21 protein-coding genes are annotated in these 22930 nt (G+C 66.1%); 13 read left to right on the top strand and 8 right to left on the bottom strand.

Annotated elements, in window-relative coordinates; all coding sequences use genetic code 11:
* The first annotated feature begins 1 nt into the window (after window position 1).
* Together ACZ46S_RS01890 and ACZ46S_RS01885 are read left to right on the top strand one after the other, a co-directional pair.
* On the top strand, window positions 2–787 hold the full coding sequence (locus tag ACZ46S_RS01890) for an ABC transporter ATP-binding protein (RefSeq protein WP_464063145.1): 786 nt from the start codon (window positions 2–4) through the stop codon (window positions 785–787).
* 46 nt (window positions 788–833) lie between these two features.
* Window positions 834–1736, top strand: coding sequence for a glycosyltransferase family 2 protein (locus tag ACZ46S_RS01885; RefSeq protein WP_464063144.1), 903 nt, complete (start codon window positions 834–836; stop codon window positions 1734–1736).
* A 15-nt stretch (window positions 1737–1751) separates the two neighbouring features.
* On the opposite strand, the gene ACZ46S_RS01880 is transcribed toward ACZ46S_RS01885, so the two are convergent.
* Window positions 1752–2762, bottom strand: a complete 1011-nt coding sequence (locus ACZ46S_RS01880) for a glycosyltransferase family 2 protein (RefSeq protein ID WP_464063143.1) — start codon at window positions 2760–2762, stop codon at window positions 1752–1754.
* Window positions 2763–3026: 264 nt separating this feature from the next.
* Between ACZ46S_RS01880 and ACZ46S_RS01875 the strand changes: the two genes are divergently transcribed.
* The 3 genes from ACZ46S_RS01875 to ACZ46S_RS01865 all read left to right on the top strand — a co-directional run bounded on the left by ACZ46S_RS01875 (window position 3027) and on the right by ACZ46S_RS01865 (window position 4955).
* The gene (locus ACZ46S_RS01875; protein WP_464063142.1) at window positions 3027–3488 is read left to right on the top strand and encodes a nuclear transport factor 2 family protein; all 462 of its coding nucleotides are present in this window, start codon (window positions 3027–3029) and stop codon (window positions 3486–3488) included.
* A 64-nt stretch (window positions 3489–3552) separates the two neighbouring features.
* Window positions 3553–4515 (top strand): magnesium transporter CorA family protein, encoded by a 963-nt coding sequence (locus tag ACZ46S_RS01870; protein WP_295743920.1) that lies wholly within the window; start codon window positions 3553–3555, stop codon window positions 4513–4515.
* Window positions 4512–4955, top strand: coding sequence for a SufE family protein (locus ACZ46S_RS01865; protein ID WP_008492681.1), 444 nt, complete (start codon window positions 4512–4514; stop codon window positions 4953–4955). The genes ACZ46S_RS01870 and ACZ46S_RS01865 overlap by 4 nt, the downstream gene beginning before the upstream one ends.
* Window positions 4956–4990: 35 nt before the next feature.
* On the opposite strand, the gene ACZ46S_RS01860 is transcribed toward ACZ46S_RS01865, so the two are convergent.
* The 7 genes from ACZ46S_RS01860 to ubiG all read right to left on the bottom strand — a co-directional run bounded on the left by ACZ46S_RS01860 (window position 4991) and on the right by ubiG (window position 12923).
* Window positions 4991–5341: a hypothetical protein gene (locus ACZ46S_RS01860; protein WP_464063141.1), complete on the bottom strand. Its 351-nt coding sequence runs from the start codon at window positions 5339–5341 to the stop codon at window positions 4991–4993.
* A gap of 76 nt (window positions 5342–5417) precedes the next feature.
* Window positions 5418–5753, bottom strand: coding sequence for a hypothetical protein (locus ACZ46S_RS01855; RefSeq protein WP_464063140.1), 336 nt, complete (start codon window positions 5751–5753; stop codon window positions 5418–5420).
* 88 nt (window positions 5754–5841) lie between these two features.
* The gene (locus ACZ46S_RS01850; protein WP_464063139.1) at window positions 5842–7845 is read right to left on the bottom strand and encodes an FUSC family protein; all 2004 of its coding nucleotides are present in this window, start codon (window positions 7843–7845) and stop codon (window positions 5842–5844) included.
* 10 nt (window positions 7846–7855) lie between these two features.
* Window positions 7856–10072 (bottom strand): DNA topoisomerase IV subunit A, encoded by a 2217-nt coding sequence (gene parC, locus ACZ46S_RS01845; RefSeq protein WP_464063138.1) that lies wholly within the window; start codon window positions 10070–10072, stop codon window positions 7856–7858.
* Window positions 10062–10802 carry a DNA repair protein RecO gene (recO, locus tag ACZ46S_RS01840; protein WP_464063137.1) on the bottom strand — a complete coding sequence of 247 codons (741 nt, stop codon included), beginning with the start codon at window positions 10800–10802 and terminating at the stop codon, window positions 10062–10064. The genes parC and recO overlap by 11 nt, the downstream gene beginning before the upstream one ends.
* A gap of 210 nt (window positions 10803–11012) precedes the next feature.
* Window positions 11013–12146, bottom strand: coding sequence for a M20 metallopeptidase family protein (locus ACZ46S_RS01835; protein WP_295743906.1), 1134 nt, complete (start codon window positions 12144–12146; stop codon window positions 11013–11015).
* A 69-nt stretch (window positions 12147–12215) separates the two neighbouring features.
* Window positions 12216–12923, bottom strand: a complete 708-nt coding sequence (ubiG, locus tag ACZ46S_RS01830) for a bifunctional 2-polyprenyl-6-hydroxyphenol methylase/3-demethylubiquinol 3-O-methyltransferase UbiG (protein WP_295743903.1) — start codon at window positions 12921–12923, stop codon at window positions 12216–12218.
* 75 nt (window positions 12924–12998) lie between these two features.
* Here ubiG and ACZ46S_RS01825 point away from each other — a divergent pair, with 75 nt between their 5' ends.
* The 8 genes from ACZ46S_RS01825 (at window position 12999) to prmC (ending at window position 22919) form a co-directional block, all read left to right on the top strand.
* Window positions 12999–14213, top strand: coding sequence for an aspartate kinase (locus tag ACZ46S_RS01825; protein WP_295743900.1), 1215 nt, complete (start codon window positions 12999–13001; stop codon window positions 14211–14213).
* 2 nt (window positions 14214–14215) lie between these two features.
* Entirely contained in the window at window positions 14216–15250 is a 1035-nt protein-coding gene (locus ACZ46S_RS01820) for an NAD(P)H-dependent flavin oxidoreductase (protein ID WP_464063136.1), read from the top strand.
* Window positions 15234–17528, top strand: coding sequence for a putative PEP-binding protein (locus ACZ46S_RS01815; protein WP_464063135.1), 2295 nt, complete (start codon window positions 15234–15236; stop codon window positions 17526–17528). The genes ACZ46S_RS01820 and ACZ46S_RS01815 overlap by 17 nt, the downstream gene beginning before the upstream one ends.
* Before the next feature lie 23 nt (window positions 17529–17551).
* Window positions 17552–18598, top strand: coding sequence for a RodZ domain-containing protein (locus tag ACZ46S_RS01810; RefSeq protein ID WP_464063134.1), 1047 nt, complete (start codon window positions 17552–17554; stop codon window positions 18596–18598).
* Window positions 18599–18608: 10 nt separating this feature from the next.
* The gene (ispG, locus tag ACZ46S_RS01805) at window positions 18609–19733 is read left to right on the top strand and encodes a flavodoxin-dependent (E)-4-hydroxy-3-methylbut-2-enyl-diphosphate synthase (protein ID WP_295743887.1); all 1125 of its coding nucleotides are present in this window, start codon (window positions 18609–18611) and stop codon (window positions 19731–19733) included.
* 66 nt (window positions 19734–19799) lie between these two features.
* Complete coding sequence (hisS, locus tag ACZ46S_RS01800) at window positions 19800–21029, top strand: histidine--tRNA ligase (RefSeq protein ID WP_464063133.1); 1230 nt, start codon at window positions 19800–19802, stop codon at window positions 21027–21029.
* Complete coding sequence (prfA, locus tag ACZ46S_RS01795; RefSeq protein ID WP_464063132.1) at window positions 21026–22087, top strand: peptide chain release factor 1; 1062 nt, start codon at window positions 21026–21028, stop codon at window positions 22085–22087. Before hisS ends, prfA begins: the two co-directional genes overlap by 4 nt.
* A 7-nt stretch (window positions 22088–22094) precedes the next feature.
* Window positions 22095–22919 (top strand): peptide chain release factor N(5)-glutamine methyltransferase, encoded by an 825-nt coding sequence (gene prmC / locus ACZ46S_RS01790; RefSeq protein WP_464063131.1) that lies wholly within the window; start codon window positions 22095–22097, stop codon window positions 22917–22919.
* Window positions 22920–22930 lie beyond the last annotated feature (11 nt).

The following is a 22930-nucleotide window of genomic DNA, read 5'->3' as shown; positions in this document are numbered from 1 at the left end:
CGTGACACATCTGACAGCCTTCAATCTCTCGATCGATTTCCCGCTCTACCATTCGGAAAGCCGCTCGCTCAAAAAAGCCGTGCTGGGCAAAATGTCCGCGCGCTTTGGCGTCGACAAGAAAAGCCGCCCGACGGTGCAGGCGCTGCGCGAAATCTCCTTCTCCCTGAAGGAAGGCGACCGGCTCGGCCTGGTCGGCTCCAACGGTGCCGGCAAGACCACGCTGCTGCGCACCCTCTCCGGGATCTATCAGCCGACGATGGGATCCTTGTCGATGGAGGGCAAGCTGGTCTCGCTGCTGGATCCCGGCCAGGGCATGAACATGGAGCTCTCCGGGCGGGAGAATATCCATCTGCGCGGCTATTTCCTCGGCCTGTCCAAGGCCCAGATCCGCTATCTGGAAAAGGATGTCGAGGAATTCGCCGAGCTGGGGCAGTTTCTGGATATTCCGGTGCGCAACTATTCCTCCGGCATGGTGGTGCGCCTGGCCTTCGCCATGGCGACGGCCTTTCCGCCGGAAATTCTGCTGATGGATGAATGGCTGCTCGCCGGCGATGCCGCTTTCATGGCCAAGGCGAAGGCGCGGGTGGAAGGCATGGTGCGCCATGCCGACATCCTGATCCTGGCCAGCCATTCCGTCTCCACCCTGGCCGAATGGACAAACCGGCTGATCTGGCTCGATAACGGCCAGATCAAGGCGGATGGCAAGCCGATGGATGTCTTCGAAGCCTATCTGCCCCGGCATGATTTCGAGGATCTGGTCCGCGGCCAGCAGCTGGCCAATCCTTGAGCGCGCGGCCAGCGCCTTGATCTCACCGTCGGCCAGGATCGAAGGAATGAGCCCCAGGCTGCACGCCGTGATCGTGACCTATAATCCGGACCTGGCCGCCTTCACCCAGGTGCTGGCGAGCCTGGCGCGGCAGGTGGAGCGCGTTTCCATCATCGATAATGGCTCCGCCAATATCCAGGCGCTGGAAACCCTGGCCGCCGCGCACGCGGCGCGGCTGACCCGCTTTGCTGAAAATCGCGGCATCGCCGCCGCCCAGAATCAGGGCATCGCCGATGCCGCGGCGCAAAACGCGGATTATGTGCTGCTGATGGATCAGGACACGGTGCTGCCGGACGGCACCGCCGCCTCCCTGCTGCGGGACAGCATCGAGCTCGCCCGCCAGGGCATCAAGCTCGGCGCCGTCGGCTGCGCCTATCGCGATACGCATGATGGCCGGCTCACGCAGATCTGGCGCGCGCGGGGCCTGCTCTTGCGCAAGCAGCGCGTCCACCCGGGCGATCCGCGCCTGCAGGAGGTGGATTGCGTCATCGCCTCCGGTTCGCTGATCCCGATGCCGACCTTGCGCGCGGTCGGCGACATGGAAGAAGATCTCTTCATCGATCTCGTCGATATCGAATGGGGTCTGCGGGCGAAATCCCTTGGCTATCGCAGCTTCGTCAGCTTCAACCGGATCATGGCGCACACGCTGGGCAATGGCCGGCTGAAGCTCTTCGGCAAGATGATTTCCGTGCACAGCCCAATCCGCAACTACTACTCGATCCGCAACAGCCTCATGCTGGCGCGCAGAGACTATATCGACATTGCCTGGCGCTTCTATTTCATCCGCCGGATCATTCCCTATTTCATCGTCTTCGGCCTGTTCGGCGGGCAGACAAAATCCCGCCTGCGGATGATGACGCGCGGGCTGCTCGACAGCCTGCGCGCCCGCACCGGCGGGCTTGGCCGGTAACCAAAAAACCCCTGCTCAGCCCTGCAGTTTTCGATTGACGATCTGCGCCGCCCTGACCACCAGCCTGGATTTGGTGCGCAGCACCATCGCCTGCATCCGCAACCGCCTCTTGGCCTTCTCCGGCAGGAACGGATTGGCGGTCATCAGTTGCACATAATCCTCCATGATCTCGATCAGCTCGTCGCGATGCTTGGCCATCTTCTGGTCCTGCGGCGAATTGGACGGCACGATGGCCCGCATCGCCTCGCCGAGCACCAGAGGGTTGAAGCGCGGCAGAAACAGATCCCTGCAGAAGAAGCGATTCTTATCGGCATCGTCGGGGAATGTCTCGACCAGCTTATGGATGTAGCGCAGCCGGCTGCGGCTCATCTTGATGCTGTAGGAGGTGCTGTTGTTATTGATGCACCAGACCGTTACCGGTTTTTTCACGAAATAATTCGTGTAGCCCTTGCGGAACATCCGCAGGAACAGATCGTCATCCTCATAGCCGGTGAATTGCGGGTCGAACCCGCCGACGGCCTCGAACGCCTCACGCCGGATCAACGAGGCCGAGGGCAGCACATGCATATCCTTACGCAGCATATCGTTGAGAAATTTCTTCGGATGCTTGGAATGGTGAATCACCGTCTCGCGGCGAATGATCAGCCCCTCCTCATCCGCCTCAACCAGATCCGCATACACCCAGCCAAAATACGGGTCTTTACGCTTGACGCCGTCCAGCAAAATTTCGATATGGGTCTTCAGGTAAAAATCATCCTGATCAAGAAACGAAATGAAATTGGAACGGGTCTGCTGCACACCGAAATTGCGCGCCGACCCCTGGCCGCCATTTTCCTTGTGCAGAACCCTGAACCCCATGCGCGCCGCGATCTCGTCCAGCGCCTGGGCCTCCGCCGGTGAGGAACCGTCATCCACCACGATGAATTCCGCCGGCGGGATGCTCTGCTCCAGCACGCTGCGCGCCGACCGCTCGATATATCTCGAGCCGTTATAATAGGGGATAATGACGCAAACGGACATATCCATCGGGGCTTCCCCAACACTCTGCTGCATACTGGCGTAACCTGCTGACCTGAAAAACGTCTGATAAACTGGGACTTTACTTCGCAAGAACCAATGCAACCGTCCATAGATACCGCCAACCTTCCCGAATTTTAACGCATTTGGCCCAAGGCGGCGCTGGCGCCGGCCCGCTGGCGTGCGGGATTGCCTTGCGGCGGGGGGCTGCCTTAAATCTTGTGCATCTCTCCATCTCCGGACGCGCCCGGACCCACATCACGGAGTTGCCCCATGCCGCCCTTGACCCCGCCTTTCACGCTGGAGACCGCCATTGCCAAGGTTCGCCTCGCCGAAGATGGCTGGAACAGCCGCGATCCGGCGCGCGTCTCGCTGGTCTATACCCCCGACAGCATCTGGCGGAACCGCGCCGAATTCGTCACCGGCCGGGAGGAAATCGTCGCCTTCCTCACCCGTAAATGGGCGAAGGAGCTGGATTACCGGCTGATCAAGGAACTTTGGGCCTTCACGGATCACCGCATCGCCGTGCGCTTTGCCTATGAATGGCACGATGATAGCGGCACCTGGTTTCGCTCCTACGGCAACGAGAACTGGGAATTCGACGCCCAGGGGCTGATGCAGCGCCGCTTCGCCAGCATCAACGACCTGCCGATCCGCGCCGAGGACCGTAAATTCCACTGGCCGCTCGGCCGCCGGCCGGACGATCATCCCGGCCTCAGCGCGCTGGGATTGTAAAGCATCCGTCGCTTGCCAAGTTGAGGGGTGCTGCTAAAGCCGGCGCGAGGATGAAGGACCCGAGATGCTGAAAGCCTATGCTTGCCACCACGCGCGGCTGCAGAGCCTGCCCCCGGCCGATTTCACCGATGCGGTCTGGTTCGATCTGGAAAACCCGACCGCCGAGGAATATGCCTTCGTCACCCGCCTGACCGGCAATTCGCTGCCGCATTACGACGATCTGGCGGAAATCGAGAACTCCGCCCGGCTATCGGTGGAGGATGACGTGCTCACCCTGTCCCTGCCAGTGGTCACGCGCGTGGAGGGGCTGCTGGAGGACGGGGTCTGCGGCTTCGTGCTTTCGCCGCGGCATCTGATCACGCTGCGCTTCGCCCCCAGCGCCGTGTTCGCGCAATTCACCTCGCCGCCGCCACCCGAAAACGTGCCGCCAAGTGCGCATCTCTTCGCCGGGCTGCTCGAGGCGATCTCCGACAAGCTGGCCGATGCGCTGGAGAAACTGCGCGCCGAGCTGAACGATCTCAGCCACCAAATCTTTCACCACCGCATGGGCAGCCGCACCCCCTCGCGCAATGCTGAACGGGAATTGCAGGCGATCCTGGTCAAGCTCGGGCTCGATTACGACTCCCTCTCCTACCTGCGTGACTGCCAGCTCGGCATCGCCCGCATCGCCCCTTATGCCAGCGTGGCCGCGCCCTGGCTGGGCAAGCCGGTGCGCGAGCGGCTGAAATCGGTGCAGAAGGATGTCTCGTCTCTCAATGAATTCTCCACCCATCTCACCGACAAGGTGCAGTTCCTGATGGATGCGACGCTGGGCTTCATCAACATCGCCCAGAACAGCCTGATCAAGGTGCTGACCATCGTGTCGATCATGGGCATCCCGCCGACGCTGATCGCCGGCATCTACGGGATGAATTTCAAGATCATCCCGGAGCTGAGCTGGACCTACGGCTATGCCTATGCCTGGGCGCTGATGATCATTTCCGCGGTTGCGCCGCTGATCTGGTTCCGTAAAAGAGGGTGGATATGACCGTTTTTTACACCCCCGAAGACGCCAGCGCCGCCAGCGCCATCGAAGCCATCGGCGCCGAACTTGAGATGTTCGACGATTGGATGGAGCGCTACGAATTCATCATCGAACTGGGCCGCAAACTGCCCCCCTACCCGGCCGAATGGCAGGATGAGGCGCATCGCGTGCGCGGCTGCCAGTCGCAGGTCTGGCTGGCCGCCGAGGAGCAGGATGGCAAGCTGTTTTTCACCGGCGCCTCGGATGCCGCCATCGTCTCCGGGCTGGTGGCCCTGGTGCTGCGGGTGTTTTCCGGCCGCACACGGGCGGAAATCCGCGCCACCCCGGCAAAATTCCTGCATGATCTCGGGTTGATCGGGGCGCTCTCGACCAATCGCGGCAATGGCGTCGCGGCGATGGTGGAGCGGATTCACGATCTCGCCAGCGCCCCGGCGGCCGGCTGAACGCACCGGGGGCGCGCGGCCCCGGGCGCATCAAATCAATACCAGCCGCCCGGCACCCAGCGCCAGGCGCCGTCGATCAAGGCCCAATGGCCGTCGCGCCAATGGTGCCAGCCGGGGCGGCGGCGGACATAATGGCCGCGGATCCAGAGATAGCGGTCGCCATTCCAGTGCCAATGGCCGGGCACCCAGACAAAGGCGGCGCCGGGCGGGGGCGGCGGGGGCGGCTCAAAGCGCGGCGGCGGGACCGGCCGAAAGCCGGGCGGGAGCGGCGGGCCACCCGGGGGGGGCATTGGCTGGGCACGCGCGGCACCGGGCGCCAGCGCCAAGGAAGGCGCGGCGATCAGCGCCCCCACAAGCAGGCGGGACAACATGCGGCGTGTGGTCATGAACTCCTCCTGATACGCTACTCAGAAGAGCTAGGCGCCAATCATGGCAAAGCCGGGACGCTTGGGTAAGAAAGCGTTACGGGGCCGCCTGTGGCGCCAAGCGGCGGCGGTTGGCGCGCACTTTCTTGCGATAAAGCTGCATCACTTCCGGCGCATTCAGCCCCGGCTTGCCGGACATCGCGGCATCCAGCATCAGCGCCCCGCTTTCATGCGCCGCCATCAGCTTTTCCGAGACCATCAGCAGCGTCTCATGCGGCGCGTCCTGCCCGCCTTGCGCCAGCTTGGCCAGACGCAGCGCGACCACCTGCTGCGCCTCGAAGGCCAGCATGGCGCTCTGCATCGCCAGATTGGGCAGATCCAGGCCCGGCCAGGTCGGCCAAAACCCGGACGCAAAGGAAGGAAATTTCATCATAATATCGATCTATATGGGCTTATGCTGCGCCGCAGCAATGAAAAACCGCGCATTGCCCCCCTGCCCGGCCGGCATGGGCGCCCGCGCTCTACGCCCTTGCCTCTTGCGCGATCAGCTCCGCCTGCCGCGCCAGCCGCACCAGATCCGCCGCCCCGGGGCCGATCGGCAGCGCCGGGCGTGGCGCCGCGCGCCCTTCCTCCAGAATCTGACGCAACCAGACCGCCCAGCCCCGCCACACATCGCGCTCCTGCGGCGCGATGGCGGGGCGCTCCAGCGCCAGCAGCGAAAGCCGCCCGGCCATGCGGCGCAAAGCCGCGTCGGCGGCGGCGGCCCTCACCATCGCCGGCTCGTGGCGGCCATGCGGCTCGGAGAGGATGCGCTGCAACGCGGCTTCGAGATTGTTGCTGGCCAGGCCCGCGGCACGCCGCGCCGTCTCCGCCGCCCCCCAGCTCCCCTGCTCCAGCAGCGCGGCGATCACCGCCTCCGCATAAGCGGCATGGGCGCGCCGCACGGTGCCGAGGAAGCTCTCCAGCTTCGGCGCCTCGAAGCCCGGCCAGAGCAGCGCGCTGCCCAGCACCGCCAACGCCCCGCCGAGCAGCGACCACAGCACCCGCGAGGCGGCGACGAAGAATTCGCTCTCGCCAGGGCGTAATTTCTCCACCAGCAGCACCACCATCGGGGTGAGCACGGCGATATAGAGGCTGAAATTCACCGGCCTGAGCGCGAAGGCGCACAGGCTGAGCGGCAGCATGGCAAGCGCCAGCTGCAGATCGGTATGCACGAAAAACCCCAAAGCCGCCGCCAGCACACCGCCCAGCACGGTGCCGGCACAGCGCTCGGCCGTGCGCGCCCAGGTCGCGGCGAAATAAGGCTGCAAGCAGAAGACCAGCGTGATCGTCGCCCAATGCGAATAAATACCGCCAAAGCGCGTCGTCACCGCCAGCACCGGCAGCGCGATCACCGCCGCCCGCAACGCGTGCCGAAAGGCGACGGAGGACAAGGTGAAATTCTGGCGGATCGGCGAGAGCACCCGCCGGCGCAGCCCCACCGGGCTTGGCGCCGGCAGGGCCGCCCCGGTGGGCGGCGCCACCGCGATCAGCACCGCGAACTGCTCGGCAATCGCCGCCAGCACATGCCGCTCCGGCGCGTCCGGCAAATCCCGCAGCGCCTGGCGCAGCCGCTTCAGGCTGGCGCGCTTGCGCGGCGTATCCAGCGGCCGGTCGGCGAGGATTTCCGGCTCCATCGCAGCCAGCCAGCCCGAGATCAGCCGCAGCGGCGCCACGCATTCATCACGCACCGCCGGGTCCTGCTCCAGCTGTTCGGAGAGCGCGATCAACGCCCCGAAAATCCGGTCGAAACTCTCCAGCCGCAAGGAGAGCTGCGCCCCACGCGGCGAAACCAGCCCGCGCCGGCGGAAGGTTGCATAGGCCACGGCCCGGGCCGTCTCGATCGCCTCGCGCACCTGACCACGATATTCCAGCGCATGGGCGGAAAACGCCGCCTCGCCCTCGGCATGGCGGGCAAAGCGCACCAGCTCGCCATTCAGCCGCGCCAGCCGCCTCGCCACCTCCGCCAGTGCCCGGCGCGAGGCCGCGTAAGGATGCGTCTCCCAGATCACCAGCGTCAAAATCACCGCCCAGCCGGCGCCGGCCAGGAAATTCAGCCCGTGCAGCAGCGCCCAACCCATGCCGGGCTCCGGCGCCCCCAAAGCCAGCAAAGCGGCGACGCTGCTGAGATTGCCCACCTGCATCCCGGCCTGGCCGTAAATCCGGGCGAAACTCGTGCAGAAGACCAGAAACGCGGCCAGCGGCGCCGAAACCAAGGGGCTTTGCGCCCCCACCCAGCTGAACAGCGCATACAACCCCGCCCCCAGCAGCGCATAGCTGATCACCGCAGGCGCCCGCCGCGCCGCCGGGCCGCCAGGGTCGGCATAGCAGGTCAGCAGCGCGCCCAACGCCGCCAGCCCGAGCTGGGGCACGTCGAACACCTGCCCCAGCAGCAGCGGCAGCGCCACCGCGCAGAAGGCCCGCAACCCTTCCGAGAGCGACAGCGCCCGCAAATCCGGCTTCAGATTGGGGGCCGCCAGCTTCATTCAGCCAGCCTCAGCCGCCGAATTTATTGGATTTGGGGAAGCCATTGGGCGGCAGCCGCCCGGCCGCCGCGCGCGCCCCCAGCCATTCGGTCAGCTTGCCCTCATTGCGCACACGCTCGCCGATGCTCCAGCTCAAGCCCTCGGCCAGGGTGAACACCTTGGCATCCGAAAGCCCGCCATCCTTGTATTTCTGCAGCTGCACGCCGGTGCCGCGCGGCATCTCCGGCAGCTGCTCCAGCGGGAAGACCAGCAGCTTGCGGTTCTGGCCGATCACCGCGACATGGTCGCCATTCGCCGGCACGCACAGCACCCATTCCTCGCCGGGCTTGACCACCAGAATGGTCTTGCCCGCCCGCCGCTCGGAGGCCAGCTCCGCCCCGGGGAGAATGAAGCCGCGCCCGGTGGAGGAGGCGACCAGATATTTCTGCTCAGGATCGGGCACGAACAGCATCAGCACCCCATCCTCATTCGCCAGCTCCACCAGCAGCCGGATCGCCTGGCCATCGCCGCGCCCGCGCGGAATGTCGGCGGCCTTGAGGGTGTAGACGCGGCCATTGGTGCCCAGCAGCGCCACCTTGTCGGTGGACTGGCAGGGCAGCAGCTTGAACAGCTTGTCGCCCTCCTTGAATTTCAGCTCCGCGCCATCTGCCAGATGGCCTTTCTGGGCGCGGATCCAGCCTTTCTCGGAGAGGATGATGGTAATCGGCTCGCGCTCCACCAGCGCCTCGGCGACGATCTCCACAACCGGCGCGGCCGCCGAAATCTTCGTCCGCCGCGCGCCCAGCGGGCCGGCGCCGAACTTCGCCTGCACCTCGGCGATCTCCTCGGCGATCTTCGCCCAGCGCTTGCCCTCATCCTTCAGCAGAGCCTGCAACCCCTTCTGCTCCGCGCTGAGCTTCTTATGCTCATTGCGGATCTCCATCTCTTCCAGCTTGCGCAAGGCGCGCAGCCGCATATTCAGGATCGCCTCGGCCTGCACCTCGGAAAGCTCGAAAGTCGCAATCAATTGCTCCTTCGGCTTATCCTCGAAGCGGATGATCCGGATCACCTCGTCCAGATTGAGGAAGACCTTGATATAGCCGTCCAAAATCTCCAGCCGCTTGGCGATGGCGGCGAGCCGATGGTTGGAGCGGCGCACCAGCACCTCATGCCGATGATCCGCCCAGGCGCGCAAAATCGCCTTCAGCCCCATCACTTTCGGGTTCCGCCCATCCGCCAGCACATTCATGTTCAGCGAGAAGCGGGATTCCAGCTGGGTGGCGCGGAAGAGCGAGGCCATCAGCATATCCGCATCCACGGTGCGGCTCTTCGGCTCCAGCACCAGCCTTATCTGCTCGGCCGATTCATCGCGCACATCCGCCAGCAGCGGCAGCTTCTTATCCCCCAGCAGCAGCGCGATCTGCTCGACCAGACGGGATTTCTGCACCTGATACGGGATTTCGGTGACGACGATGTTCCAGGTGCCGTTCTTCGCCGGCTCCTTCGCCCACACCGCCCGGGTGCGCAGCGAGCCGCGCCCGGTCTCATAGGCCGCCAGAATCGTCGCCTCATCCTCCACCAGCTCGCCGCCGGTCGGGAAATCCGGCCCCTTCATATGCGCCAGCAGCTCGGCCGTAGTCGCCTCCGGGTTGGCGATCAGATGCAGCGCCGCCGCGCACACCTCGCCGGCATTATGCGGCGGGATCGAGGTCGCCATCCCCACCGCGATGCCGGCCGCACCGTTGGCCAGCAGATTCGGGAAGGCGCCGGGCAGCACCACCGGCTCCTGCTCCTCGCCATCATAGGTGGCGCGGAAATCCACCGCATCCTCATCGATGCCGCGCAGCAGATATTCGGCGATCTCGGTCAGGCGCGATTCGGTGTAGCGCATCGCCGCGGCGTTATCGCCATCGACATTGCCGAAATTCCCCTGGCCCTCGATCAGCGGAAAGCGCGAGGAGAAATCCTGCGCCAGCCGCACCAGCGCCTCATAGATCGAGCTGTCGCCATGCGGGTGAAACTTACCCATCACGTCGCCGACCACGCGGGCGCATTTCTTGAAGCCCGAGCGCGGGTCCAGCTTCAACTGGTGCATGCCGTAGATCAGCCGGCGATGCACCGGCTTCAGCCCATCGCGCACATCCGGCAGCGAGCGGGACATGATGGTGGAGAGCGCATAGGCAAGGTAACGCTCGGAGAGCGCGTTGCTGAGCGCCAGATCCTCCACCTGCCCGAAATCATCCGGCATCGCCGCCCTCCTTCTCCTCAAGCCTCAGGGAAAGTTGCTCATAAAGAGCCTCGCGCGCCGGCGGAAGGGGGCGGTGGCGGGCGCCGAACACGTCGCGGGCGAGAAAATGTCCGGTCAGGCGCAGCGCCGCCACGCAATCCTTGAGCTCCGGCTCGCTTTCATCCAGCAAAAAATCCGGCAAGGGCAGCAGCCGGTCCACCCAGTCCCCGGCCTCGGAAAGGGTCACGGCGCGGCCGGTGCGCGGCGAGACATAAGCCAGGCGGTCATTGCCGCCGGCGGAGGAGGAAAAATCCAGCCCGAAGCCCAGCTCGCGCAGCAGCACCAGTTCCCAGCGGCAAAGCGCGGGCAGCGCCAGGCCTTTGATCTCGATGCCCGCCAGCAGCCGCAACAGCCCCTGGAAGCTCTCGGGCGCGGCCTCACGTTCGGGCAGCGCCTGGGCGACCAGCTGGCAGGCGGCGCGCAGCACGGCGAGGCTGTCCGGCTCCTGCATCGCCAGCGCCGCCACCGGGCGCACCAGCTCGCCGCTATAGGCGCCCAGTTGCTCGGGCAGACGCGCCACCCAGCGCGCCGCGACGATATTGCCTGGCTCCCAGATCCCGCCCTGCCGGCGCGAGGCCCCGCCTTTGGCCAGCCCCCGGCGCAGCCCTTCGGGGCTCAGCAGCGTGACGAGATAATCCCCCTCGCCATGCGGGACGCGCTCCACAACGATTCCCGGCCCCTCGATTTCCATGGCGTGATCCCCGTTGCGCAAAAGGTTTTGGAGGGCGGAGGCGCCCAAGGTTCCATCGGCGCGGCGCGGCGATGGAAAGGCGCCGGAGGGATGGGGTGTTTTTTCAAAAACACCCCAAGATGCCTGAGGGGTGGCAACGCCGTCGTCAACGCCCCAAACATTCTTCGCCGCTTTTTTGTAAAAAAGCGGCCCAAAAAACTTTTATAATTTTTACTTCAGCGCCGCTTTCGCCGTGCTCGCCAAAAGCTTCGCCGCCACCGGCAGGATCTCGTCGTTATAATCATAGGTCGGGCTGTGCAGGCCGGAGCTGGGGCCGTTGCCGACCCAGGCATAGGCGCCCGGCACATCCTCCAGGAACCGGCCAAAATCCTCCGCCCCCATCGTCGGTTCCATGTCGCGGCGCACCCTCAGCCCGGCCTCGGCGGCGGCCTGGGCCATCAGCTCCGCCTGCTCGGGCACATTCCCGGTCGGCGACAGCTCCTCGCCCAGCCAAACATCCGCCTCCAGCCCCAGCGCCATCGCCACACCTTTCGCCGTCTCGGTCAGGCGGCGCTTCAGCAGCTCCATGCTCTCGGTGGTGTAAGCGCGGATGGTGCCCTCCATCGAGGCCGTCTCCGGCACCTGGTTGCGGGCCTCGCCGGCCTTGAGCATACAGGTGGAGATCACCCCGGACTGGATCGGCGGCAGATTGCGCGCGACGATGCTGTTCACCGCCACGATCAGCTGCGCGATGCCCTGCACCGGGTCGATGCAGAGATGCGGCATCCCGGCATGGCCGGCCTTGCCCTTCATCGTCACCACGAAATTCACCGCCCCGGCCATCACCGACTCCGGATGCACCATCACCGTCCCGGCTTCCAGCCCCGGCCAGTTATGGTAGCCGAAGATCCGCTCCATCGGGAAACGCTGGAACAGCCCGTCCTCGACCATCGCGTGCGCGCCCTTATAGCCTTCCTCGGCCGGCTGAAACACCAGATGGATCTGCCCGGACCAGTCCGGATCGTCCTTCAACAGCATCGCCGCCCCCAGCAGCGAGGTGGTGTGGCCGTCATGCCCGCAGGCATGCATCACCCCCGGCCTGGCCGAGGCGTAAGGCTTGCCGGTGGCCTCGGGGATCGGCAGCGCATCCATATCGGCGCGCAACCCCACCGAGCGGTTGGAATTGCCGCGCTTCAGGCTGGCCACCACCCCATGCCCGCCAATGCCGGCCTCGTAGGGAATCCCCAGCTCATCCAGCCGGGCGCAGACGAAGGCGGCGGTCTCGCGCTCCTGGCGGGAGAGTTCCGGATGGGTGTGGAGATGATGCCGCCATGCGGTCAGTGTGGTCGCGAAATCATCCGGCATAGCGCACTCCTCAACGCAGCTGTTTCACAGCTTCAAGCAAAAGCTGTACCAGTCCCTTATATGTATGTCCTACGCCGCCACCGCCATGGCGATGTAGTTGATCGAAAGATCCCGGCTCACCGTAAACCCGGCCTGGCGCGGGGAATAGCTCAGCCCCGCCGTGTCGGTCAGGCGCAGCCCCGCCGCGCGGCAGAGCCGCCCCAGCTCCTCGGGCTTGATGAACATCTTCCAGTCATGCGTGCCCACCGGCAGCAGCCGCAGCACATATTCCGCCCCGAATTTCGCCACCGCATAGCTTTGCGGGGTGCGGTTGAGGGTGGAGAGGAACAAAACGCCCTCCGGCGCCAGCAAGGCCCGCAGGCTTTTCAGGAATTCCAGCGGATCGGCGACATGCTCGATGATCTCCAGCGCGGTGACCACCGGGAAACGCGCCCCCTCCGCCGCCAGCTCCTCGGCGGTGCCGTGGCGGTAAGTAAGGTTCAGCCCCTGCCCCTGCGCATGGCTGCGCGCCACCTCGATCACCTCGGCCCCGGCATCCAGCCCGGTCACCGCGAATCCGTCCTTGGCCAGCGCCTCGGCCAGCAGCCCGGCGCCGCAGCCGACATCGAGAATCGAAACCCCCTCGCCTTTCGCCCGCCGGACGCGCGCCGCCACCCAGCCGGCGCGGACCGGATTGAGCATATGCAAGGGCCGCATCGGCCCCCGCGCGTCCCACCAACGCGCCGCCAGCGCGTCGAACCGGGCGATTTCTTCCGCAATCACTGACCCCTGGCTCATTGCCCTATCCTTACTCCGCCGCTATGTGACGCCCCGGCCCGAATTCCACAAGGTTCCAGTTCTCAAGGTTTGTCCATGGCGCGCATCGTGATGAAATTTGGCGGCACCTCCGTCGCCGACCTCGACCGGATCAAGAATGTCGCCAAGCGCGTCAAGGCCGAGGCTGATAAAGGCAATGAGGTCGCGGTGGTGGTCTCCGCCATGTCCGGCGTCACCAACCAGCTGGTCGGCTATTGCCAGTCCCTCTCGCCGCTGTTCGATGCGCGCGAATATGACGCGGTGGTGGCCACCGGCGAGAACGTCACCGCCGGGCTGCTCGCCATCGCGCTGCAGGAGCTGGGGCAGGAAGCCCGCTCCTGGCAGGGCTGGCAGGTGGCGGTGGAAACCAATGGCGAGCACGGCAAGGCCCGCATCGAGAGCATCGATGGCGAGGAGCTGATCTCGCGCATGCAGCAAGGCCAGATCCCGGTGCTGGCCGGCTTCCAGGGCATCGGCCCGGATAACCGCATCACCACTTTGGGCCGCGGCGGCTCGGACACCTCGGCCGTGGCGCTTGCCGCCGCGCTGAAGGCGGACCAATGTGATATCTATACGGACGTTGACGGGATCTACACCACCGATCCGCGCATCGTGCCGAATGCCAAGAAACTGCATAAGATCACCTACGAGGAAATGCTCGAGCTCGCCTCGGTCGGTGCGAAAGTGTTGCAGACCCGCTCGGTCGAGCTGGCGATGAAGGAGCGCGTGCGCGTGCAGGTGCTCTCCAGCTTCGCTGACAAGCCGGGCTCCATGGTTGTTGATGAGGAAGAGGTCGTGGAAAAGGAAATCGTTGCCGGCATCGCCTATTCGCGGGACGACGCCAAAATCACGGTGCGCCGCGTGCCGGACCGCCCGGGTGTCGCCGCCGCCGTGTTCGTGCCGCTGTCGGACGCCGCCATTAACGTCGACATGATCGTGCAGAATGTCGCCGCCGACGGCACCACCGACATGACCTTCACCGTCGGCAAGACCGACATGGCCCGCGCCTTGCAGGTGCTGGAGCAGGCCAAGGCCGAGATCGGTTATGCCGAGATCAACTCGGACCCGAATGTCGCCAAGCTCTCGGTCGTCGGCGTTGGCATGCGCAGCCATGCCGGGGTCGCCGGCACGATGTTCAAAACCCTGGCGGCGCGCGGCATCAATATCCAGGCGATCACCACCTCCGAGATCAAGGTCTCGGTGCTGGTCGCGGCCGAATATACCGAACTCGCGGTGCGCGCCTTGCACACCGCCTATGGGCTCGATGGCTGAACATGGCTGAGCTGGACCAGACCGCGAACGACACGCTGGACGCGCTGCAACAGCGCGGCGCCGCTTTCCTTGGCACACGCCACGCCATTCTCGGCGGGGCGATGAGCTGGGTGTCCGAGCGGCATCTGGTCTCCGCCATCTCCAATGCCGGCGGCTTCGGCGTCATCGCCTGCGGCGCGATGCCCCCGGCATTGCTGGAAAAAGAGATCGAGGCGACCAAGGCGCTGACCGACAAGCCCTTCGGCGTCAATCTGATCACCATGCATCCGCAGCTCGAGGAGCTGGTGCAGGTCTGTATCCGCCAGCAGGTCGGGCATGTGGTGTTTGCCGGCGGCATCCCCTCGGGCGCGCATATCAAGGCGGCGAAGGATGGCGGTGCCAAGGTCGTCGCCTTCGCCCCGGCCCTGGTGCTGGCCAAGCGCCTGGTCAAATCCGGCGCCGATGCGCTGGTGATCGAGGGCTCGGAAGCCGGCGGCCATATCGGCCCGGTCTCGCTCACCGTGCTGGCCCAGGAAATCCTGCCGCATATCACCGAAGTGCCGGTTTTCGTCGCCGGCGGCATCGGCCGTGGCGAGGCGATGCTGGGCTATCTGGAGATGGGGGCGGCCGGCGTGCAGCTCGGCACACGCTTCGCCGCCGCCAGCGAGAGCATCGCCCACGAAAACTTCAAAAAAGCCTTCATCCGCGCCGCCGCCCGCGACGCGCTGCCAAGCGTGCAGCTGGATGAGCGCTTCCCGGTGATCCCGGTGCGCGGGCTGATCAATGAGGGCACCAAGCGCTTCATGCGCCACCAGGCCGAAGTGGTGCAAAAATTCCAGTCCGGCGAACTGGACAAAGTCGCCGCGCAACTGGAAATTGAGCATTTCTGGGCCGGCGCGCTGCGCCGCGCGGTGATTGACGGCGATGTGGAGACTGGTTCCGTGATGGCGGGGCAATCTGTGGGCATGGTGACATCGGTGCAGCCGGTGGCCGAGATCATTGCGGCGTTGCGGGCCCAGGCCCTCGCCGCCTTGGTGGCGCGTGGCACAGGAGCATAATCCTCCGTCCACGCCGGCACGCCGGCGCAAAAAGCCGAAATTCGGCGATACACGGCACCTCTTTGCCGCGCTGCGGGAGAATCTCGCCACCGGCACCGCCTCGCTGGCGGATTTCGCCAAGCTGGTGGCGGAGGGTCTGGTGGCCGATGCCACCGTTATCTACGTCACCCGCCCGGGTGAAATCCTCGAACTCGCCGCCACCCAGGGGCTGAATGTCTCCGCCGTCGGGCGCACCAAATTGCGGGTGGGCGAAGGCATTGTCGGCCTCGCCGCCGCCTCCGGCGACGTGCAGAACCTGCCCGACGTGCAGAACCATCCCCGCTATGTCTACCGCGCCGAAACCGGCGAGGAGAACATGGCCTCGATGCTCGCGGTGCCGGTGAAACGCGCCGGGCGCACGCTGGGCGTGATCGCGGTGATGTCCCGCGAGGTCCGCGCCTATGCCCCGGTCGAGGTCGAATCGCTGGCCACGGTGGCGATGCTGCTGGCCGAGATCCTGGCCCGCGCCGGCGCCGCCGATATCAGCCAGGAAGGCTTCTCCGATTCCCTGCCCCGCCGCTATGCCGGGCATGTGCTCTCCGCCGGCATCGCCCGGGGCGAGGTGCTGGCTTACGGCGCCGCCGCCCCCATCGCCAAGCTGCTGACCGAAGACCCGGAGGCCGAACTGGCCCGGCTCGATATCGCGGTGGAAGAAGCGAATAAATCCCTCGACGGGCTGATCAGCGCCAACATGCCCGGCGGCAACGCCTCGCGCGACGTGCTGGAGGCCTACCGGATGGTGGCGCAGAGCTCCGGCTGGCTGGCCCAGGTGCGCGCCGCGATCAATGACGGCCTCACCGCCGAAACCGCGGTGGACAAGATCGCCCGGCAACTGCGCGAGCGCATGCGCCGCATCGCCGACCCGTATCTGCGCGAACGCCTCGCCGATATCGAGGACATGATCAACCGGCTGATGGTCGCCCTCGGCGGCATGGCGCCGAAGCCCGAGCGCGCCGATGGCATGATCCTGATCGTCCGCCGCCTCGGCCCGGCGGATCTGCTGGACTGGCACACGCGCGGCATCGCCGGCATCGCCATCGAGGAAGCCAGCGCCTCCGGCCACGCCGCCATCCTCGCCCGCGCCCTCTCCATCCCGGCTTTGCAGGTGGATCGCGGCGCGGTGGAAGCCGCGGTCGAGGGCGAGCTGGCTTTGCTGGATGCCGAGGAAGGCACTTTGGTGCTGCGCCCGGAGCCGGAGGTGATCCAGGTCTATGACCGCGCCATGGCCGCCCGCGACGAGCGCGCCGCCACCCTGGCCAGCTACCGCGACGTGCCCGCCATCACCAAGGACGGCACCGAGATCAAGCTTATGATGAATGTCGGGCTGGCGCTGGAGCTGGACCAGCTGGACAAGACCGGCGCCGACGGCATCGGCCTCTACCGCACCGAAATCGCCGCCTTGGCCGCCGGCGGCATCCCGGACGTCGCCGGCCAGGCCGCCGAATATGGCAAGGTGATGGACCGCGCCAGGGGCCGCCCGGTGCAGTTCCGCACGCTGGATCTGGGCGCCGACAAGCTGCTGCCTGGCGAGACCGCGCAGACCGAGGAAAACCCCGCCATGGGCTGGCGCTCCTTGCGCATCGGGCTGGACCGCCCGGCGATTCTGCGCCGCCAGCTGCGCGCGCTGCTGCTGGGCGCGCAAGGCCGGCCGCTGCAGGTGATGTTCCCGATGGTCGCCACCGTCGAGGAATTCCGCGCCGCGCGGGATCTGCTGGAGGCCGAGGCCGGGCGCATCCGCCCCGCCCCGGAGCGGCTGGATGCCGGCACCATGCTGGAGGTGCCCGCTTTGCTCTTCCAGCTCCCCGGGCTGCTGGCGGAGGCGGATTTCATCTCCGTCGGCACCAACGACCTGATGCAGTTCCTCTTCGCCGCCGATCGCGGCACCCCGGAGCTGGCGGATCGCTACGACACGCTTTCCGCCCCGGTGCTGGAGATGCTGGAAAAGCTGGTGACACTCTGCCAGGAGGCCGGGGTGCCGCTCTCCATCTGCGGCGAGGCCGCCGGCCGGCCGCTGGATGCGCTGGCCTTCGCGGCGCTGGGGGTCACCACCCTCTCAATGTCGGGCAGCTCCATCCTGAAGGTGAAATCCGTGCTGGTGCAGGCGGACCTCAACGCGCTGCGCCCGGTGCTGCGGGAACTGCGCCGCGCCGGCGCCGCCGGGGGAGCATTCGCGAGCCGCTGGCGGTATGGGCGCGAGAACATAATCTCGCAATTTGAGGGATATCCCATTCCGGGTTAAAAGACATGGATATGCCAGACCATATGACCGGACCCGACATCATGGAGCCTGAATCCACCTCTTCCGGCGCGCGCGTCGGCGCGGGCCTGCGGGAGGTGCGCGAGCGGCTGGGCTGGCAATTGCCGGACGTGGCCGAGGGGCTGCGCATCCGCCCGGAATTCCTGGTGGCGATCGAGGCGGGGGACCTCTCCTCCTTGCCCGGCACCGCCTACCGCACCGGCTTCGTGCGCAGCTATGCCCAGGCGCTGGGGCTGGATGGCGAGGAAATCCTGCGCCGCTTCCGCGATGCCGGGCAGCTCGGCCTGGCGGAAAAGGCGGAAATCCAGTTCCTCGCCCCGGTGCCGGATCGCGGCGTGCCGAAAGGCGCGATCGTGCTGATCGGCATCGTGCTGGTCGTCGCCGGGTACGGGCTCTGGTATCGCCATACCGAACAGCAGCGCCAGCTGGACCAGAGCGTCACCCATGTCCCGGCCGAGCTGCAGCCTCTGGCGACGCCGCCGAAAGTCACGCCGCCGCCGGTTGAGAGCCCCCAAAGCCCGGCCACGCCCTCCCAGCCCTCGGGCACCAAGCCGACCGCCACGCCCCCAGCCGGGCAAGCACCGGCCGGGCAGGCCCCAGCCGGGCAGGCCTCAGCCGGGCAGGCCCCCGCCGGGCAGGCCGCAGCGGAGCAGAGCACGGCAGCCCCCTCCGGCCCAGCATCCAGCGCATCCGCGCCCACCGCCGCGTCCGCCCCAGCCAATGCGGCGGCCTCCACCCCCGCCGCGACCCAGGGCACCGAGATCACCGCCACCCAGGATGCCTGGGTGCAGGTCACCGACCCGGCCGGCAACATATTGTTCAGCAAAGTGCTGCACCCCGGCGAGAGCTGGCCGGTGCCGGACATGCCGGGCCTGAAAATGACCACCGGCAATGCCGGCGGCACCCTGCTCACCACCAACGGCCAGGCCGGCCAGCCGCTCGGCGCGCCGGGCGTGGTGCTGCATGGCTACCAGCTGACCCCGCCCGCTCCGGGCACCGCATCCGCCCCGGCCTCCGCCGGGACCAGCCCCGCTTCCAGCGCGGCCCAATAGAGGAACCCTCATGAACTACCGCGAATATCAGCAGATCGACCGCCGCAAATCCCGGCAGATCAGCGTCGGCAATGTGAAGGTGGGCGGCGATGCGCCGGTCTCGGTGCAGACCATGACCAACACCCTCACCCATGACGTGGAGGCCACCGTCGCGCAGATCCTGCGCGCGGAGAAGGCCGGCGTGGATATCGTGCGCGTCTCCTGCCCGGATGAGGAAAGCTCCGCGGCGCTGAAGGAGATTGTGAAGCGGGTGAATGTCCCCATCGTCGCCGACATTCATTTCCATTATAAGCGCGGCATCGAGGCCGCCCAGAACGGGGCCGCCTGCCTGCGCATCAACCCCGGCAATATCGGCTCGCCGGAGCGGGTCAAGGAAGTCATCAAGGCCGCGCGCGACCATGGCTGCTCGATGCGCATCGGTGTGAATGCCGGCTCGCTGGAGAAGCATCTGCTGGAGAAATACGGCGAGCCCAACCCCGACGCGCTGGTGGAATCCGCCCTGGAGCACGCGAAAATTCTCCAGGATCACGATTTCCACGAATTCAAGATCTCGGTGAAGGCCTCGGACGTGTTCATGGCCGTCGCCGCCTACCAACAGCTGGCCGAGCAATGCGACCACCCGCTGCATATCGGCATCACCGAGGCCGGCGGCAAGCGCGCCGGCACCGTCAAATCCTCCATCGGGCTGGGCTCGCTGCTCTGGGCCGGCATTGGCGATACCATGCGCGTCTCGCTCTCCGCCGAGCCGGAGGAAGAGGTGCTGGTGGGCTGGGATATTCTGAAATCGCTCGGCATCCGCCATCGCGGCGTGCGCGTCATCTCCTGCCCCTCCTGCGCCCGCCAGGGCTTCAACGTCATCAAGACCGTTGAAACGCTGGAAGAGCGTCTGGCCCATATCGAAACCCCGATCACCCTCTCGATCATCGGCTGCGTGGTCAACGGCCCCGGCGAAGCGCTGATGACGGATCTCGGCCTCACCGGCGGCGGCGGCGGCCGGCACATGGTCTATGCCAACGGCAAGACCGACCATACCGTCTCCGACGAGGCGATGGTCGAGCATCTGGTCGAGCTGGTCGAGAAAAAGGCCGAGCAGATCGAGGCCGCGAAGAAGGCCGCGCTGATCCCGGCTGAATAGCAGCGTCTTTTTGCTAGGTTTGACCGCCGGGGCCGCGCGCCCCGGCGTTTTGTTTTTGATGGATGGATGAAGATGGCGACTCTTTTGCAGCCCGTGCGCGGCACCAAGGATCTGATCGGCGAGGATGCGGCGCGGCATTTCCATGTCATCGAAACCGCCAGGCGCGTCACCCGGCTCTACGGCTTTTCCGAATGGCAGACGCCGATCTTCGAGGATACCAAAGTCTTCTCCCGCACGCTGGGCGAAACCTCGGACGTCGTCACCAAGGAAATGTATACGTTTGACGATCGCGGCGGTGATTCCGTGACACTGCGCCCGGAAGGCACGGCCGGCATCTGCCGCGCCTTGATCACCGGCGGCCTCACCCAGACCCTGCCGCAGAAAGTCTTTTATGCCGGGCCGATGTTTCGCTATGAGCGCCCACAGAAAGGCCGCTACCGGCAATTCCACCAGATCGGTATCGAGCTTCTGGGTGCGGCCTCGCCGCTCGCCGATGCGGAGGTGATCGCCGCCGGCTGGCGGATTCTCAACGAGCTGGGTGTGGCGAAAGATGTCGTGCTCAACATCAACACGCTGGGCGATGCCGCCAGCCGGGAGGCCTACCGCGCCGCGCTGGTCGCCTATTTCTCTGGCCATGCCGCGCAGCTTTCGCAAGACAGCAAGCTGCGCCTGGAGAAAAACCCGCTGCGTATCCTGGATTCCAAGGATGAGGGCGACAAGGCGCTGGTTGAAAACGCCCCGCTGATCTACGACCATCTCACCGAAGAGGCCGCGAATTTCTATAACGGCCTGAAATCCACCCTGACCGCCTTCGGCGTGCCCTTCGCGGAAAACCCCCGCATCGTCCGCGGGCTGGATTATTACAACCATACCGCCTTCGAATTCGTTACCACCGCCCTGGGCGCGCAAGGCACGGTGATGGCGGGCGGGCGCTATGACGGGCTGGTCGAGCAGATGGGCGGCCCCAACGTGCCGGGCATCGGCTGGGGGGCGGGCATCGAGCGTCTCTCCATGCTGATCGCGCCCCCGCCCGCCGCCGCGCAGCCGGTCATCGTGATTCCCATGGGCGGCGATTCCGAAGCCCAGGCCTTGGAGATTCTCAACACCCTGCGCAAAGAAAACATCGCCGCCGAGATCGGCTATTCCGGCAATGCCAAAAAGCGCCTGGAGCGCGCCAATAAATCCGGCGCGGCCTACGCGGTACTGGTCGGCGCCGAGATCAAGCTGAAAAATCTCACCGACGGCAGCCAGGAGGATGTCACCGCCGCCACACTGATCGAGCGCCTGCGCGGATGAGCGACGCGCTGGACATCAAGCTCGACCGCATCCTGGCCCGCGCCGAGGAGCTGCGCTTCCTGCTCTCCGGCACGCTGGCCGGCGAGGAATTCGTGAAAGCCTCCAAGGAGCTGGCGGAACTCGGCCCGGTCGAGGAACAGGTGCTCGCCTTGCGCGAGGCCGAAAAGCAGCGGCGCGAGGCCGAGGCCCTGCTCGCCGACCCGGACATGAAAGAGCTGGCCGAGGCCGAGCTGCAGGCGCTGAAAGCCCAGCTCCCCGAGCTGGAAATGGCCGTGCGCCTGGCCCTGCTGCCCAAGGACGAGGCCGATGCCCGCTCCGGCATCCTGGAAATCCGCCCCGCCGCCGGCGGCGACGAAGCCGGGCTGTTCGCCGCCGAACTCTTCTCCGCCTACCAGAAATATGCCGCCTCCCAGGGCTGGCGCTTCGAGGTGCTGGAATATGATGAAAACGAGCTGGGCGGGGTGAAAGGGGCGATGGCCGAAATCACCGGCAAATCCGTCTTCGCCAAGCTGAAATTCGAATCCGGCGTACACCGCGTGCAGCGCGTGCCCACCACGGAAACCCAAGGCCGCATCCACACCTCCACCATCACCGTCGCGGTGATGCCCGAAGCCGAAGAGGTGGATGTGGACATCAACGAGGCGGATCTGCGCATCGATGTCTATCGCGCCTCCGGGGCCGGCGGCCAGCACGTGAATAAAACCGAATCCGCCGTGCGCATCACCCATATCCCCACCGGCACCGTGGTGGCGATGCAGGAGGAGCGCAGCCAGCACAAGAACCGCGCCAAGGCGATGAAGATTTTGCGCTCACGCATCTATGAGCAGCAGCGCGCCGCCCTCAGCGCCACCCGCGCCGCCGACCGCAAGGGCCAGGTCGGCACCGGGGACCGCTCGGAGCGCATCCGAACCTACAACTTCCCGCAAGGCCGCGTCACCGACCACCGCATCAACCTGACTTTGCATAAAATCGACCGGGTGATGCTGGGCGAGTTCGACGATATCATCGAGGCGCTGATCGCCGAGGATCAGGCGGCGCGGCTGGCCGCGCAGGAATGATCCGCCGATGATCCCCACCGCCCAGGCGCTGGCCGAGATCACTGAAGCGTTGCGCCAGGCCGGGCTGGAGGAGCCCCGCCGCGAGGCCCGGGCGTTGCTCGCTGGCTGCCTGGGCACCAATTCCGCCGGGCTGCTGGCGCGCGATGCGGTGGACCCGCAAGCCTACCAATCCGCCCTCGCCCGCCGCGCCGCGCATGAGCCTTTGGCCTATATCATCGGCCATAAGGAATTCTGGGGCCTGGATTTCCTCACCACCCCCGCCACCCTGATCCCCCGGCCGGATACGGAAACCTTGCTGGAAGCCGTGCTGGAATCCGGCCAGCGCCCGGCGCGCATCCTGGATCTGGGCACCGGCACCGGCTGCCTGCTGCTGGCCGCCTTGCATGAGCTGCCGGACGCCTTCGGTGTCGGGGTCGATCTCAACCCCAACGCCGCCGCCCTCGCCCGCCGCAACGCCGAGCGCCTGGGGCTCGCCCCCCGCAGCGCCTTCCTCGCCGGCAGCTGGGCCGATGCGATTTCGCAGCGCTTCGATCTGGTGCTCTCCAACCCGCCTTATATCGAAACCGGGGATCTGGCCGGGCTGATGCCGGATGTGCGCGCCTATGAGCCCGCTGCCGCCCTGGATGGCGGCGCCGATGGCCTCATCGCCTACCGCGCCATCATCGCGGATCTGCCCCGCTTGATGAGCCCCGGCGGCCAGGCGGTGCTTGAACTTGGCATCGGCCAGGCGCATATTGTGGGTGAGTTGGCACGCCAGGCCGGTTTTGAGACCGTGCTGCGCCGCGATCTTTCCGGCATAGAGCGCGCCATCAGCCTTAAATTCTGCAAATAAGCGATTGGCAG

It is taken from the genome of Acidocella aluminiidurans (genome assembly GCF_055383125.1).
Note: the sequence above shows the minus strand (reverse complement) of the source record. Positions and strands in the feature narration are given on the sequence as shown.

Bases quoted from the DNA above. Each gene is read 5' to 3' on its own strand.
- ACZ46S_RS01885 (WP_464063144.1), top strand. From the start codon at position 834: ATGAGCCCCAGGCTGCACGCCGTGATCGTGACCTATAATCCGGACCTG.
- ACZ46S_RS01880 (WP_464063143.1), bottom strand. From the start codon at position 2,762: ATGGATATGTCCGTTTGCGTCATTATCCCCTATTATAACGGCTCGAGA.
- ACZ46S_RS01875 (WP_464063142.1), top strand. From the start codon at position 3,027: ATGCCGCCCTTGACCCCGCCTTTCACGCTGGAGACCGCCATTGCCAAG.
- ACZ46S_RS01870 (WP_295743920.1), top strand. From the start codon at position 3,553: ATGCTGAAAGCCTATGCTTGCCACCACGCGCGGCTGCAGAGCCTGCCC.
- ACZ46S_RS01865 (WP_008492681.1), top strand. From the start codon at position 4,512: ATGACCGTTTTTTACACCCCCGAAGACGCCAGCGCCGCCAGCGCCATC.
- ACZ46S_RS01860 (WP_464063141.1), bottom strand. From the start codon at position 5,341: ATGACCACACGCCGCATGTTGTCCCGCCTGCTTGTGGGGGCGCTGATC.
- ACZ46S_RS01855 (WP_464063140.1), bottom strand. From the start codon at position 5,753: ATGATGAAATTTCCTTCCTTTGCGTCCGGGTTTTGGCCGACCTGGCCG.
- ACZ46S_RS01850 (WP_464063139.1), bottom strand. From the start codon at position 7,845: ATGAAGCTGGCGGCCCCCAATCTGAAGCCGGATTTGCGGGCGCTGTCG.
- parC (WP_464063138.1), bottom strand. From the start codon at position 10,072: ATGCCGGATGATTTCGGGCAGGTGGAGGATCTGGCGCTCAGCAACGCG.
- recO (WP_464063137.1), bottom strand. From the start codon at position 10,802: ATGGAAATCGAGGGGCCGGGAATCGTTGTGGAGCGCGTCCCGCATGGC.
- ACZ46S_RS01835 (WP_295743906.1), bottom strand. From the start codon at position 12,146: ATGCCGGATGATTTCGCGACCACACTGACCGCATGGCGGCATCATCTC.
- ubiG (WP_295743903.1), bottom strand. From the start codon at position 12,923: ATGAGCCAGGGGTCAGTGATTGCGGAAGAAATCGCCCGGTTCGACGCG.
- ACZ46S_RS01825 (WP_295743900.1), top strand. From the start codon at position 12,999: ATGGCGCGCATCGTGATGAAATTTGGCGGCACCTCCGTCGCCGACCTC.
- ACZ46S_RS01820 (WP_464063136.1), top strand. From the start codon at position 14,216: ATGGCTGAGCTGGACCAGACCGCGAACGACACGCTGGACGCGCTGCAA.
- ACZ46S_RS01810 (WP_464063134.1), top strand. From the start codon at position 17,552: ATGACCGGACCCGACATCATGGAGCCTGAATCCACCTCTTCCGGCGCG.
- ispG (WP_295743887.1), top strand. From the start codon at position 18,609: ATGAACTACCGCGAATATCAGCAGATCGACCGCCGCAAATCCCGGCAG.
- hisS (WP_464063133.1), top strand. From the start codon at position 19,800: ATGAAGATGGCGACTCTTTTGCAGCCCGTGCGCGGCACCAAGGATCTG.
- prfA (WP_464063132.1), top strand. From the start codon at position 21,026: ATGAGCGACGCGCTGGACATCAAGCTCGACCGCATCCTGGCCCGCGCC.
- prmC (WP_464063131.1), top strand. From the start codon at position 22,095: ATGATCCCCACCGCCCAGGCGCTGGCCGAGATCACTGAAGCGTTGCGC.